Genomic DNA, 13,092 nt, shown 5'->3' with positions numbered 1-13,092 from the left:
CATGGACACCCCCGACGATGCAACGGAGCATGACGTGATCGACGAGACACTGCGCGATGCCGAGACCCGGATGAAGAAGGCGGTCGAGCACACTCGCGACGAGTTCGAGGCCATCCGGACCGGACGCGCCCACCCCGCGATGTTCGCCCAGATCACCGCCGACTACTACGGGACGCCCACGCCGCTGCAGCAGCTCGCGGGCTTCCAGGTGCCCGAGGCGCGCACCGTCATCATCGCCCCTTACGACATCGGCGCGAAGTCGGCCATCGAGAAGGCCATCCGCGACTCCGACCTGGGCGTCAACCCATCCGACGACGGCAAGGTGCTGCGCGTGACGCTGCCCGAGCTCACCGAGGAGCGCCGCAAGGAGTACATCAAGCTCGCGCGCTCCAAGGCCGAGGACGGCCGCATCGCGGTGCGCGGCGTGCGTCGCAGCGCCAAGCAGGCGCTCGACAAGGCCGAGAAGGACTCCGAGATCAGCAAGGACGACAACACCGGCGCCGAGAAGCGCCTCGACGGCCTGACGAAGAAGCACGTCGACGAGATCGACGAGGCCCTGAAGGCCAAAGAGGCAGAGCTCCTTGACGTCTGAGGGCCCGACTCCCGACGCTGCCGACGCCAAGAAGACCGGGAGGGCCGGCCGCGACCTGCGCGCGGCCATCACGGTCGGCGTCAGCCTGGTCGCCCTGGTCCTGCTGTCCCTGTTCTGGGTCAAGGACCTGTTCGGTGCGGTCGCGGCGGTCGCGCTCGTCGTGGCGGCGCTGGAGATCGCGCGTGCGCTCGCCACGGCCGGCATCCGCGTGCCGCTGCCGCCCGTGCTCGTGGGCGGCGTCGCCATGCTCGTGGTGGCGTTCTACGACGACATGGACACCGCCGCGGCGGTCATGGCGCTCACGGTCATCGCGACGATGGCCTGGCGACTGCGCTCGGGCAGCGAGGGCTTCGTCCGCGACGCGACGGCCGGCGTCTTCCTGCTGTCCTACCTGTTCCTCATGGGGACGTTCGTCATGCGCATGCTCGCGGCCGACGACGGCCCGTGGCGCGTCGTGGCGTTCATCCTGGTGACCATCGCCTCCGACATCGGCGGCTACGCCGCGGGCGTCCTGTTCGGCAAGCACCCCATGGCCCCGACGATCTCGCCGAAGAAGTCCTGGGAGGGATTCGCCGGCTCGCTGCTCGCGGGCATCGCGTGCGGCATCCTCGTGGTCATCTACGCGCTCGAGGGCCCGTGGTGGGCCGGCCTGCTTCTGGGCGTGGCCGGTGTCTGCTTCGCCACCCTCGGCGACCTGTGCGAGTCGCTCATCAAGCGCGACCTCGGCATCAAGGACATGGGCGACCTGCTGCCAGGCCACGGTGGACTGATGGACCGGCTCGACTCGCTCATCGCCGTCGCGCCCGTCGCGTACCTGGTGATGTACCTGCTGGTCTGAGCCATGACCGTCCTGCGTGACTACGCCGCCTCGGTGATCCAGCCGGCGCTGGGCCAGACGGCCGCCCTCTACGACGAGGTTGCCAGCCCCGACGGCACGCTGCGCACGTCGTGGAAGCGGCTGGCGGCCGAGGCGGTCGACCTGACCCTGCCCGAGCTGAACCGCGTCGGCGACGAGATCGCGCGCCTGCTCGCCGACGAGGGCGCGGTCTACACACCACCGGGCGCCGACCAGCAGGCGTGGCGGCTCGACCCCGTGCCCCTGGTCATCGCCGCCGACGAGTGGTCGGTGCTGGAGAAGGGCCTGGCGCAGCGCGCCGAGCTGCTCAATGCGATCTCGCGCGACCTCTACGGCCCGCAGGAGCTGCTCTCGAGCGGCACGCTGCCCGCGAGCATCGTGTTCGGGCACAGCGGCTTCCTGCGGGTGGTCGCGCGGGCCAGCGCCGACCACCGTCGTCAGCTCGTCGTCACGGGAACCGATCTCGGGCGCACGCCGTCGGGGGAGTGGCAGGTCATCGCCGACCGCACGCAGGCGCCGTCCGGGATCGGCTTCGCGATGGAGAACCGTCGCGTGCTGTCCCGCGTCCTGCCCGTCGCCTACCGCGAGGCCGGCCTGCACCGGCTCGCGCCGTTCTTCCAGGCCCTGCGGGTCGCGCTGACGCAGGTGGCGCCCGACGGACGCGAGCACCCGCGCGTGGTGGTGCTCTCGCCGGGTCCCACGTCCGAGACGGCCTACGACCAGGCGTTCCTGGCCACCACGCTCGGCTTCCCGCTCGTCGAGGGCAGCGACCTCGTCGCGCGCGACGGCGCCATCTGGATGCGGGTCCTGGGCAGGCTCGAGCGCGTCGACGTGATCGTGCGGCGCGTGGACGCCGAGTGGAGCGATCCGCTCGAGCTGCGCGGCGAGTCGCAGCTGGGCGTCACGGGTCTCACCGAGGCGGTCCGGCGCGGCACGGTGACGGTCGTCAACGGGCTCGGCTCGGGCGTACTGGAGAACGCGGCCCTGCTGCCGTTCATGTCCGCGATGTGCGAGCGCCTGCTCGACGAGCCGCTCCGGCTCTCCAGCGTGCCCACGGTCTGGGCCGGCACCCCGGAGGGTCGCGACCAGGTGCTCGACCGGCTCGACGAGCTCGTGGTCCGCCGGATCGACCCGCCGTTCGTGCCCGAGGCGCTGACCCGCGAGCATCTCGTCGCCGCGATCCGCGCCGAGCCGTACCGCTACGTGGGGCAGGAGCGCGCTGCCGTCTCGGTCTCGCCCACCCTCGACCGCGGCCGCCTGCAGCCGCACGCCCTGACGCTGCGCGCGTTCACGCTGCGGCACGGCTCCAGCTACCGCCCGATGATCGGCGGCCTCGCGACGGCCGCGCCCGTGGGCACCGAGTCCGACGAGGTCGGCGTCAGCAAGGACGTCTGGGTGCTCAAGGAGTCGCCGGACGAGCCCGACCAGGGCCTGCTCGACTCGCTGCCGGTCGCCCACGTGCGGGCTCCCGTCACGCCGGTTCCGCGCGTGCTGGACGACCTGTTCTGGCTGGGCCGCTACGCCGAGCGCGTCGAGGACCTGCTGCGGCTCGCGATCGTCACGCACGAGCTCGCCGAGGACTTCCAGGGGCGCCCACACTCCAGCGGGGGCCGCACGCTGTCCGTCGTCTCGCAGGTGCTGCGCTCGCTGAGCCCGTCGCCGTTCGAGGCGCAGGACTTCGAGGGCGACCTGCGGTCGCTGCTGCTCGACACCCGGCGCTCCGGGTCGGTGGCGCAGACCGTGGCACGCCTGAAGGAGATCGCGCAGAGCGTCCGCGACCAGGTCTCGCCCGACCTCTTCCGCGTCTTCGGCGCGATGGACCGCGCCCGCGGAGCGCTCGCGGCCAACCCGCACGGCTGGCAGATCGGCGAGAGTGCGGGCCGCATGCTCACCGACGTGCTCGCCCTGCACGGCGTGACGGGCAACATGGTGCGCGACGAGGGCTGGCACCTCATGGAGATCGGTCGCGGCATCGAGCGCAGCCTCCAGCTCTGCCACCTCGTCGGGCCCACCCTCTCGGTGCGCCGCGGGATCGACGTCGATCGCGACGTGCACCTCGCGGTCCTGCAGGCGGCCGAGAGCGCGATCACGCACCGCCGACGTCACCGCGGCGTGGTCCGGGGCGCCTCGGTGCTCGACCTGCTGCTCCTCGACGAGACGAACCCGCGGTCGCTCGCGTTCAACCTGCGCGCCATCGACGCCTCGCTCGCGACCCTCCCGGGCTCGAGCGGCTCGAGCCGTCCCGAACGGCTCGTGGACGACCTCCTGGAGGAGCTCGAGCGGCTCGACGTCGCGGCCCTCATGGCGATCGAGGGCGAGAACCGGCCGAACTTCGTGCGATTCGCGCAGGCCACCGCGCAGCAGCTGATGCGCCTGTCCGACGCGGTCGCCGAGGTGCACTTCGCGGCGGCGCCCACGCCGCGGGCCCTGGCGCTGTCGGCGGGAGGGGGCGCATGAGGTACCGGGTCTGGCACCGCACCACCTACACGTACGACGAGGACGTCTCGAACAGCTACGGCATCGCCCACGTCGAGCCCCGCTCCACCTCGTGGCAGCAGGTGGACTCCGTCGACGTGCGGATCGAGCCGACGCCGGGCGACGCGTCGCGCGACATCGACTTCTACGGCAACGCGGTGAGCTACTTCCAGGTCACCGAGCCGCACCGCACGCTCGTGGTCGACGCCACCAGCGAGGTCGAGGTGCAGGTGCCCACGTACGACGCCGACGCGCTCGCCACGCCGTGGGAGCAGGCCCGTCCGGGGGAGCGGTCGGATGTGGCCGACGCGTGGCGCGCGGTCGACTTCGCGCTCCCGTCGACGCTCGTCGACCAGACCGAGCAGGCGCACGCCTACGCCGCGGAGTCGCTCACGCCCGGCCGCCCGGTGGGGGAGGCGGTCACCGAGCTGATGCACCGCATCCACGCCGACTTCCGCTACGACAAGACCGCCACCACGGTCACCAGCCGGATCGACGACGTCTTCGAGCAGCGCGCCGGCGTCTGCCAGGACTTCGCCCACCTCACGCTCTCGTGCCTGCGCTCGCACGGGCTCGCCGTCGCCTACGTGAGCGGCTACCTCGCCACCACGCCGCCCCCGGGGCGCGAGCGGGTCGTCGGTGCCGACGCCTCACACGCCTGGGCCGCCGTGTGGCTGCCCGACGGCAGCTGGCTCGCGCTCGATCCCACCAACGACCACTGGGCCGACGACCGCTACGTCACGGTGGCGCGCGGTCGCGACTACAAGGACGTGCCGCCGGTGAAGGGCATCATCTACACCGACGCGCGCTCGTCCTCGCTCGACGTCCAGGTGGACGTGGCCCCGCTCGTGTGACCGAGGCCCTGTGGGCTCGAAGTGGCGCAGCCGCGGCTGTCGGGGTTGGGTGGTTCCGTGCGTGCGTTCGAGTGTCGCCGGTGCGGCAACCCCCTGTACTTCGAGAACACCACGTGTGTCTCGTGCGGCGCGGAGCTCGGCTTCTCCCGTGAGGAGCGGGCGATCGTCCCCGTCGACGAGCAGGGACGCTACGTCGACGCCGAGGGACTCGTGTGGTGGCGCTGCGCCAACCGGGAGCTGGCCGCGTGCACGTGGCTGACGCGCTTCGAGGGGACCCTGTGCTTCAACTGCGCCCTCACGCGGACCCGGCCGAACGACCACGACCCCGAGGGCATGCGCGCGTTCCCCGAGGCCGAGTCGGCCAAGCGCCGGCTCGTCGTCGAGCTCGACGCCCTGGAGCTGCCGATCGTCACGCGCGCCGAGGACCCCGAGAACGGGTTGGCCTTCGACCTGCTCTCCAGCGCCAACGAGCCGGTGACCACGGGGCACCAGAACGGCATCGTCACGATCGACCTCGCCGAGGGCGACAGCGTGCACCGCGAGCGGCTGCGCCGCGACCTCGACGAGCCGTACCGCACGCTACTGGGGCACTTCCGTCACGAGACCGGCCACTACTACGAGTCCCAGCTCGTGAAGGGCGACCTGCTCGAGGCCGCGCGCGAGCTGTTCGGCGACGAGCGCGCGGACTACCAGGAGGCCCTCGACCGGCACTACGCCGACGGCCCGCCGGCCGGCTGGCGGGACCGCTACATCAGCGCCTACGCGACGATGCACCCGTTCGAGGACTTCGCCGAGACGTTCGCGCACGTGCTGCACATCGCCGACACGATCGACACGGCACAGTCGTTCGGGCTCACGACCGTGGAGGTCGGCGCGTTCCGCTCGTTCCGCGACCTCGTGACGGGCGTCTGGATCCCGCTCTCGGTGGCGCTCAACCAGATCAACCGCTCGATGGGCAAGGACCCCCTCTACCCGTTCGTCATCGCGGGACCGGTGCTGGACAAGCTCGAGTTCGTCGCCGCGCTGTCGCCGCGGTTCCGCGCGCTCTGAGGCGTCCGCGCGCGGATTCGTTCCCGGTGGGCGCTGTCTGGGACACTGGGGACATGGCGAACGAGGTGAACGTTGCGGACGTGAATCCCAAGCCGTTGCCTCTCGTGATGGCACCGGCGCGTGGACGGGGCAAGCCCCCGCGGCACCTCGCCGACCTCTCGGGCGACGAGCGCAAGGCCGCCGCCGAGGAGCTCGGTCTCAAGCCGTTCCGGGTCAAGCAGGTGGCGCACCACTACTTCGCCCGCCACGAGCGCGACCCCGAGCACATGACCGACCTCCCGGCGAAGGAGCGCGACGCGATCGTCGGCGCCCTGCTGCCGCAACTGCTGTCGCAGGTCCGCGTGCTCGAGGCCGACAAGGGCACCACCCGCAAGACCCTGTGGCGCCTGTTCGACAACGCGCTCGTCGAGTCGGTGCTGATGCGCTACCCCGACCGCGCCACGATCTGCGTCTCCAGCCAGGCCGGCTGCGGCATGGCCTGCCCGTTCTGCGCCACGGGCCAGGGCGGCCTGCAGCGCAACATGAGCACCGCGGAGATCATCGACCAGGTCGTCGACGCCGCGCACCAGATGGAGTCGGGCGCCGTCCCCGGCGGCCCGGGCCGCCTCTCGAACGTCGTGTTCATGGGCATGGGCGAGCCGATGGCCAACTACAAGGCCGTCATCGGCGCCGTCCGCCGCATGGTGGCACCCGCGCCCGACGGCCTCGGCATGAGCGCCCGCAACATCACGGTGTCCACCGTCGGCCTCGTCCCGCGCATGCGCCAGCTCGCCGAGGAGGGCATCCCGGTGACCCTCGCGCTCAGTCTGCACGCGCCCGACGACGAGCTGCGCAATGAGCTCGTGCCGATCAACAACCGCTCCAGCGTCGCCGAGACGGTCGAGGCCGCGTGGAACTACGCGAAGACCACCAAGCGCCGCGTCTCGATCGAGTACGCGATGATGCGCGACATCAACGACCAGGCGTGGCGCGCCGACCTGCTGGGCGACGTGCTGAACTCGTACGGCGACTGGGGCTGGGTGCACGTCAACCTCATCCCGCTGAACCCGACGCCCGGCTCGATGTGGACGGCCTCGCGTCGTGAGGACGAGCGCGAGTTCGTCCGCCGCCTCGAGGCCAAGGGCATCCCCACCACGGTCCGCGACACCCGCGGCTCCGACATCGACGGCGCCTGCGGCCAGCTCGCCGCCGCCGAGTAGCCGCCTTGCGCCTTGCGATGTTCGGTCGTGACGATTGGCCGGAAGACCCGCGTCTTCATCCCTTCCGTGAGGCTGTCTGGGAGCTGTCCCGCGATGGCGTCGTCGTCGGATACCTCATCTCGGACATCTGGCCGATGCGATCGCTTCCCCTCTTCTGGAAGCGCCAGGAGCACATGTGGTTCGCCCTCGTCTGGGCTGATGGGGAAGTCGACCGACCGAACGAGGACTACGGACCCGACTGGTACACGGTGAGTGAGCTCGAGCAGGGCTTTCTCGACGAGGGTGGCGATCGGTTCGAGGCCCGCCCGCTTGAGGGTCAGGACCGTGACGCGTTGTGGGATCGGCACAAGGACCTCATCTAGCAAGGTAGGTGCTTCGCGCGCGCGGAGATTGCCGCACCGTTCCAGCGTGCACGTGCGTTCCAGACAGGGGTGGCGAAGCCGAGGGACCGAATGCCTTGGCGCCGTCGGGACCACACGGCATACTGGTGGTGTCTGGCGCGCTCTGCGTCAGGAAGTGAACCCGAGACCCGTCCGGACGGACGCGGCGCTCGGGTTTCGCGTTTCTCAGACCTCGCGCCTGTCGATGATCACGGGCTGTACCCGCCGCCGCCAGTCGCCGCCGCGGGCCCAGCACCACGCGATGACGTCCGGAAGAGCCAGCAGCGGTTGCGACGCCAGCGTCTGGTGGCTGTAGGTGATCTCGGTGGCACGCCGCTCTTGAAGGGTCGAGGCGAGGACGCGGGCATCACGCGAGCGCAACGTCTCGTCCAAGTCGAGGGTCAGGTTCGCAGGGGTGCTGCCGGCCGTCGCCAGTGCGACGATGCCGCGCAGCGCTCGCTCCCGCCGTGCGATCTCGGGCTCCGGCCCGCGACCCGCGTCCAGCACCACCGCGCTGACGCCGACCTGGGTCAGTCCGCAGACTGCGCTGGCGATGTGGGTCCTACGCCTTGAACTCTCGTTCTTCATGTGGATGGTTCGCTGACCGGGCAGTACCAGGGCATCGACGGTTCTGCGCGCCGCTGCGAGAGCAGAGGCAGGACAAGCGACCGCGACGACGACATAGCCCTTGGCCTTGGTCTCGTCGATGAAGTACTGCGTGGTCACGGCACGAGCATGGCGAAGAGGGCCGACGGCTCTCGTCCGCAGCGGCCGGCGGACCAACCCTCAGAGGCGGCCGGCGTCGTGCATCGTGATCGCGACCTGGACGCGGTTCGAGGCGTCGAGCTTCGCGAAGATGCGCGAGATGTGCGCCTTCACCGTGGCGAGGCTCATGAAGAGCTCGGCCGCGATCTCGGCGTTCGACCTGCCCTGACCGACGGCGTGGGCGACGTCGAGCTCGCGCTCGGTGAGGGTCGCGACGAGGCGTTCAGCGGCGGTGCGTCGCTGGTCGGCGCCGTCCGCCGTGACCTGGCGGATCAGGTTGGCCGTCACGGCCGGCGACAGGATCGGCTCGCCCGCCATGACCGCCTGGATCGCCTGGACGATCCGCGGGGGAGGCGTGTCCTTCAGGAGGAACCCGTCGGCGCCGGCCGCGAGGGCGTGCACGATGTGGTCGTCGGCGTCGAAGGTCGTGAGCACCACGACCTTCGGGGGAGAGGGCTCGGCGGTGATCGCGCGGGTGGCCTCGATGCCGTCCATGACGGGCATCCGCAGGTCCATCAGCACGAGGTCGACCGGCCGCTCGCGCACGGTGGTTACCGCCTCGCGCCCGTCGGACGCCTCGGCCACCACCTCGATCCCGGGCGCGCCGCCCAGGATGAGGCCCAGGCCCGCGCGCACGAGCGGGTCGTCGTCGGTGAGCAGGACTCGAATCACGCGATCCACGGCAACCACACTCTCAGGACGTGGTGGCCGGCCACCGTGGCGTGGTGCAGTCGGCCACCGGCGAGCTCGGCACGCTCGGCCAGACCCACGAGTCCCAGGCCCGAGGCCGGGAGCCCGGGAGCACGCCCGCCGGCCGGCAGCGGGTTCGACACCTCGATCACCAAGCCGTCGTCCGGACCGCCGGTGATCGCCAGGGCGACACGCGCGTGCGGGGCGTGCTTGGACGCGTTGGTCAGGCCCTCCTGCACCGCGCGGAACGCCGTGCGCCCGATGGACTCCGGCACGGTCGAGAGGTCGACGGACAGGTTCGCGTCGAGGTTCATCCCCGAGGCGCGGAAGTGCTCGACGAGGCCGTCGATGCCCGCAGCCGTGGGCTGGGGCGGCTCGGGTGCGCCGTCGCCGACGTCGTCGCGCAGGACGCCGAGCACCTCACGCAGCTCCACGAGGGCCAGGCGCGAGCTCTGCTCGATGATGCCGGCCGTGCGGCGGATCTCCTCGGCCCCGAGGTCGTCACGGAAGGTGAGGGCCCCGGCGTGCATCGTGACCATCGAGATCCGGTGGGCCAGCACGTCGTGCATCTCGCGGGCGATGCGGGCCCGCTCGGCCGTGCGCGCCTGCGAGACCCGCGCGGCCTGCTCGGCCTCGGCCCGCTCGGCGCGCTCCTGCAGCGTGGCCAGAAGCTCGCGCCGCGACCCCACGTAGAGGCCCCAGCCCACCGTGAACCCGATGATCGTGACGATGAATCCGGCGTTGAGCAGCCACAGGTCACGGTCCGTCACGGGGTCGACCAGCACGAACACGAACGCGGAGACGAGCGTGACGACGCCGACGGGGACGATCTCGTTCCACCGGCGTCGCGTGGCGAGCGAGAACAGCGCGAGGGTGGCCGGGCCGCCGGCCGAGGTCGCGAAGGCGCTGGCGACGTTCGTGACCAGCGCGACGGTGACCGGGAAGCGGCGTCGCCAGAACGTCAGGACGAAGCAGGCCAGTCCGATCCCGAGGTCCAGCCACCACCACCAGCGCGCGTTCTCCCACTGCCACAGGAAGACCCCCGACCACGCGACGGCGGAGATGAGCAGGACGACGACGGTGCGCCAGGCGTGCCCCCACAAGGACAGGGGAGGGGGCGGGGGCGTCACCGACTCAGGATAGGCGCGACTCCCGACTCGGCGCCTCGGGCGGGAGGATGGCGCGCCCCCTACTTTCGGCTAGGAGAACCAGCGTGTCGGAGGCTGTTGCGAGACCTCGACACACGGCAGGGTGGAGTCATGATCGAAGTCCAGAACCTGTCCAAGTCGTACGGCGACTTCCGCGCCGTCGACGACGTCTCGTTCGTGTGCCGACCCGGACGCGTCACCGGGTTCCTCGGACCCAACGGCGCCGGCAAGTCCACCGCGATGCGGATGATCACCGGCCTGACCCGCCCCTCGGGCGGCACCGCCACCATCGGCGGCGCGAACTACGCCGACATCCCCAACCCCGGCACGCAGGTCGGCGTCCTCCTCGACGCCTCGGCCCAGCACGGCGGCCGCACCGGTCGCGAGGTGCTCGTGATCGGCGCCCGCGCGATGGGCCTGCCGATGTCGCGCGTCGACGAGATGCTCGCCCTCGTGGGCCTCACGCCCAAGGAGGCCAAGCGCCGCGTCCGCAACTACTCGCTCGGCATGCGCCAGCGCCTCGGCATCGCGCACGCGCTGCTCGGCGACCCGAAGGTGCTCATCCTTGACGAGCCCGCCAACGGTCTCGACCCGGCCGGCATCCACTGGATGCGCCAGCTGCTGCGCGAGTACGCCAACCGCGGCGGCACCGTCATGCTCTCGTCGCACCTGCTGCACGAGATCCAGATCATCGCCGACGACCTCATCGTCATCGGCCACGGTCGCATCGTGGCCAGCGGCACGAAGGACGAGCTCCTGCGCGCCGCCGGCACCCGGGTGCGAGCTCGTGACCACGTCGCGCTGATCGGAGCGCTCGAGGCCGCCGGTCTCGACGCGTCGATCGCCTCCGACGCCGTCACCTCGACCGCGTCGCCCGAGGAGGTCGGCCTGGCCGCCGCGAAGGCGGGCGTGGCCCTGCTCGAGCTGCGCGAGGCCGACGGAGCGGGCCTCGAGGCCATGTTCCTGCAGCTCACCGCCGACGACCAGCGCGATGCCCTCGCCACCGAAGGAGCCCAGTCATGAGCACGACCACCACCAGCGGTTCGACGATCGACCTGTCGCGTCCCGCCATCCCCTTCTCCCGCGAGGTCAGGGTCGAGCTGCGCAAGATGTTCGACACCCGCGGAGGTCTGTGGCTGTTCATCATCACCGGTGGGCTGCTGCTGCTGGCCATGGCGCTCACGCTGCTCGTGCTGGCCCTCAACGACGACGTGACGATCACGGCGTCGGGCTTCTCCCAGATCATGACCATCCCGCTGTCGATCCTGCTGCCCGTGTTCGCGATCCTGTCCGTGAGCAGCGAGTGGAGCCAGCGCACGCACCTGACCACCTTCAGTCTGCAGCCCCACCGGGGCCGCGTCATCGGTGCGAAGTTCGCCGCCGTCACGCTGCTCGCCCTCGGCACGCTCGTCCTGGCGGCCGTCTTCGGTGCTCTGGGCAACGTCCTCTACGGCATGCTGACCGACCATGACGTCGTCTGGAACCTCACGGGCAGGGAGCTGCTCTGGACGGTCGTGCTGCAGCTGGCGTTCTTCTGGATGGCCTTCGCGTTCGCGTCGCTGCTGTTGAACACGCCGGCCGCTGTGGCCAGCTTCTACGTCGTCGCGCTGATCCTGCCGCTCGTGGCGTACCCCATCCTGATGGCCCTGTTCGGCTGGGCGCGCGATCTGCTGCCGTGGCTGGACTTCAACTACGCGGCCACGCCTCTCATCGCCGGAGAGGACGTCATGGGCAACTCGGTCGACGTCGGGGCGCTGGAGTACCTGCGCTTCGCGTTCACGTTCTGCCTCTGGGTCGTCGTGCCCGGCGTGCTGGGCTTCCTGCGGGTCCAGCGCACCGAAGTGAAGTGACGCCGCGCCGTCCGCGCGATGGTCGCTCGCTAGGTTGGGTCGCATGCCCGACCTGCTGACCACCGCGCGCGACGGCGACGTCGTCGTTCTCACCCTCCGCCGTCCCGACCGGCGCAACGCGCTCAACCTCGCGCTGTGCCGCGAGCTGCACGAGGCCGCCACCGAGGCGGTCGAGCAGGGAGCCCGCGTGCTCGTCGTGACGGGGGAGGGCTCGGCGTTCTGTGCCGGGGCCGACCTCGACGGCGTCTACGGCGACGAGTTCATCGAGGCGCTGTACCGGATGCTGCACCACCTCGCGCAGGTCCCCGTGCCCGTCATCGCGGCCGTCAACGGCCCCGCGATCGGCGCCGGCACCCAGCTCGCGATCGCGTGCGACCTGCGGGTGGTCGACGAGCGCGCCCGCTTCGCGGTCCCCACGGCGCGCAACGGCATGGCCGTCGACGCGTGGACCATCCGCACCCTGGCCGACCTCGCCGGCCACGGCCGCGCGCGCCGGGTCATGCTCGCCGCCGACACGATCGACCGCGACGAGGCACTCGCGTGTGGGCTGGCCGACCGCGCCGGCACCCTCGACGACGCGATCGCCTGGGCGCACGAGATCGCCCGCCTCGCGCCGCTCACCTTGGCGCACAACAAGCTGGTCCTCAACGGCTCGAGCAGCGACGACGAGCGCATCGAGCAGAGCTTCCGCGACGTCTGGGCCAGCCAGGACGTCAAGGAGGCGGCCCTCGCCCGCACCGAGAAGCGCGAACCGATCTTCAGGGGGATCTGATGGCACGTACGCAGAGCATCGCCTTCCGGGCCTTGGACCGTCACGTCGTCGAGGGCCGCGCCGACGAGCTCGCGCTCGTCACGCCCTCAGGCTCGCTGTCCTACGCCCAGCTGCTCCACGAGAGCGCGTCGCTCGCGGGTGGCCTGCGCGACCTCGGCCTGCGCGCCGGCGCCCCCGTGGCCCTGGCCGTCCCCGACCGCCACACCTGGGTCGTGAGCGTCCTCGCGATCGTGCGTCTGGGGGCCGAGCCCGACCGCGAGGCCGGCTTCCGGATCGAAGGGGATCCGGCCACGATCCACACCGGCGACGAGGAGTACGAGCTCGAGCTCGTGCTGCGCGCCGGGCGGGTCGATCCCGCCCGCGCCGAGATGCACGACGCCGGCGACTACGGCGAGCGCATGGAGCGCAAGTACGGCGACGTGCTCGCCACGCTCCTGCACGGCGGCACCCTCACCTGAGCG

At 71.3% G+C, this 13,092-nt stretch carries 14 protein-coding genes; 11 read left to right on the top strand and 3 right to left on the bottom strand.

The genetic code is table 11. The annotated features are described in order from the left end of the window. Positions 1-70: 70 nt before the first annotated feature. From frr to ACK99Q_RS15290, 7 genes are read left to right on the top strand one after another with little or no spacing between them, the layout of a single operon-like run. On the top strand, positions 71-592 hold the full coding sequence (gene frr, locus ACK99Q_RS15320) for a ribosome recycling factor (protein WP_410187005.1): 522 nt from the start codon (positions 71-73) through the stop codon (positions 590-592). Then, the gene (locus ACK99Q_RS15315; protein ID WP_410186963.1) at positions 582-1,430 is read left to right on the top strand and encodes a phosphatidate cytidylyltransferase; all 849 of its coding nucleotides are present in this window, start codon (positions 582-584) and stop codon (positions 1,428-1,430) included. Before frr ends, ACK99Q_RS15315 begins: the two co-directional genes overlap by 11 nt. Positions 1,431-1,433: 3 nt before the next feature. Next, complete coding sequence (locus ACK99Q_RS15310; RefSeq protein ID WP_410186962.1) at positions 1,434-3,905, top strand: circularly permuted type 2 ATP-grasp protein; 2,472 nt, start codon at positions 1,434-1,436, stop codon at positions 3,903-3,905. Next, the gene (locus ACK99Q_RS15305; protein WP_410186961.1) at positions 3,902-4,777 is read left to right on the top strand and encodes a transglutaminase N-terminal domain-containing protein; all 876 of its coding nucleotides are present in this window, start codon (positions 3,902-3,904) and stop codon (positions 4,775-4,777) included. Before ACK99Q_RS15310 ends, ACK99Q_RS15305 begins: the two co-directional genes overlap by 4 nt. A 57-nt stretch (positions 4,778-4,834) precedes the next feature. After that, positions 4,835-5,827, top strand: a complete 993-nt coding sequence (locus tag ACK99Q_RS15300; protein ID WP_410186960.1) for a putative zinc-binding metallopeptidase — start codon at positions 4,835-4,837, stop codon at positions 5,825-5,827. 53 nt (positions 5,828-5,880) lie between these two features. Next, the gene (rlmN, locus tag ACK99Q_RS15295) at positions 5,881-7,026 is read left to right on the top strand and encodes a 23S rRNA (adenine(2503)-C(2))-methyltransferase RlmN (RefSeq protein WP_410186959.1); all 1,146 of its coding nucleotides are present in this window, start codon (positions 5,881-5,883) and stop codon (positions 7,024-7,026) included. Positions 7,027-7,031: 5 nt separating this feature from the next. Then, positions 7,032-7,388 (top strand): hypothetical protein, encoded by a 357-nt coding sequence (locus ACK99Q_RS15290; RefSeq protein WP_410186958.1) that lies wholly within the window; start codon positions 7,032-7,034, stop codon positions 7,386-7,388. Between the two features lie 204 nt (positions 7,389-7,592). On the opposite strand, the gene ACK99Q_RS15285 is transcribed toward ACK99Q_RS15290, so the two are convergent. The 3 genes from ACK99Q_RS15285 to ACK99Q_RS15275 are packed head-to-tail and all read right to left on the bottom strand — an operon-like array spanning position 7,593 to position 9,991. Next, positions 7,593-8,132 carry a hypothetical protein gene (locus ACK99Q_RS15285; protein WP_410186957.1) on the bottom strand — a complete coding sequence of 180 codons (540 nt, stop codon included), beginning with the start codon at positions 8,130-8,132 and terminating at the stop codon, positions 7,593-7,595. Between the two features lie 60 nt (positions 8,133-8,192). Further along, the gene (locus ACK99Q_RS15280) at positions 8,193-8,852 is read right to left on the bottom strand and encodes a response regulator (protein WP_410186956.1); all 660 of its coding nucleotides are present in this window, start codon (positions 8,850-8,852) and stop codon (positions 8,193-8,195) included. Further along, positions 8,840-9,991, bottom strand: coding sequence for a sensor histidine kinase (locus ACK99Q_RS15275; protein ID WP_410186955.1), 1,152 nt, complete (start codon positions 9,989-9,991; stop codon positions 8,840-8,842). Before ACK99Q_RS15275 ends, ACK99Q_RS15280 begins: the two co-directional genes overlap by 13 nt. Positions 9,992-10,120: 129 nt before the next feature. On the opposite strand from ACK99Q_RS15275, the gene ACK99Q_RS15270 reads away from it, so the two are divergent. The 4 genes from ACK99Q_RS15270 to ACK99Q_RS15255 are packed head-to-tail and all read left to right on the top strand — an operon-like array spanning position 10,121 to position 13,089. Then, a complete protein-coding gene (locus tag ACK99Q_RS15270; protein ID WP_410186954.1) occupies positions 10,121-11,032 on the top strand; it encodes an ABC transporter ATP-binding protein in 912 nt (303 codons plus the stop codon). Further along, on the top strand, positions 11,029-11,859 hold the full coding sequence (locus ACK99Q_RS15265) for a hypothetical protein (protein ID WP_410186953.1): 831 nt from the start codon (positions 11,029-11,031) through the stop codon (positions 11,857-11,859). Before ACK99Q_RS15270 ends, ACK99Q_RS15265 begins: the two co-directional genes overlap by 4 nt. Before the next feature lie 43 nt (positions 11,860-11,902). Then, positions 11,903-12,631, top strand: coding sequence for an enoyl-CoA hydratase (locus ACK99Q_RS15260; protein ID WP_410186952.1), 729 nt, complete (start codon positions 11,903-11,905; stop codon positions 12,629-12,631). After that, positions 12,631-13,089, top strand: a complete 459-nt coding sequence (locus ACK99Q_RS15255) for an AMP-binding protein (protein ID WP_410186951.1) — start codon at positions 12,631-12,633, stop codon at positions 13,087-13,089. The genes ACK99Q_RS15260 and ACK99Q_RS15255 overlap by 1 nt, the downstream gene beginning before the upstream one ends. The last annotated feature ends 3 nt before the right edge of the window (positions 13,090-13,092 follow it).

Source organism: Aeromicrobium sp. MLTX1 (genome assembly GCF_046452335.1).
Classification (GTDB): Bacteria; Actinomycetota; Actinomycetes; order Propionibacteriales; family Nocardioidaceae; genus Aeromicrobium.
The sequence above is the reverse complement of the archived record's forward strand: the minus strand, read 5'-3'. Positions and strand labels throughout refer to the sequence as shown.

Coding starts and splice junctions, on each gene's coding strand:
- frr (WP_410187005.1), top strand. CDS start 71: ATGAAGAAGGCGGTCGAGCACACTCGCGACGAGTTCGAGGCCATCCGG.
- ACK99Q_RS15255 (WP_410186951.1), top strand. CDS start 12,631: ATGGCACGTACGCAGAGCATCGCCTTCCGGGCCTTGGACCGTCACGTC.
- ACK99Q_RS15265 (WP_410186953.1), top strand. CDS start 11,029: ATGAGCACGACCACCACCAGCGGTTCGACGATCGACCTGTCGCGTCCC.
- ACK99Q_RS15305 (WP_410186961.1), top strand. CDS start 3,902: ATGAGGTACCGGGTCTGGCACCGCACCACCTACACGTACGACGAGGAC.
- rlmN (WP_410186959.1), top strand. CDS start 5,881: ATGGCGAACGAGGTGAACGTTGCGGACGTGAATCCCAAGCCGTTGCCT.
- ACK99Q_RS15270 (WP_410186954.1), top strand. CDS start 10,121: ATGATCGAAGTCCAGAACCTGTCCAAGTCGTACGGCGACTTCCGCGCC.
- ACK99Q_RS15260 (WP_410186952.1), top strand. CDS start 11,903: ATGCCCGACCTGCTGACCACCGCGCGCGACGGCGACGTCGTCGTTCTC.
- ACK99Q_RS15310 (WP_410186962.1), top strand. CDS start 1,434: ATGACCGTCCTGCGTGACTACGCCGCCTCGGTGATCCAGCCGGCGCTG.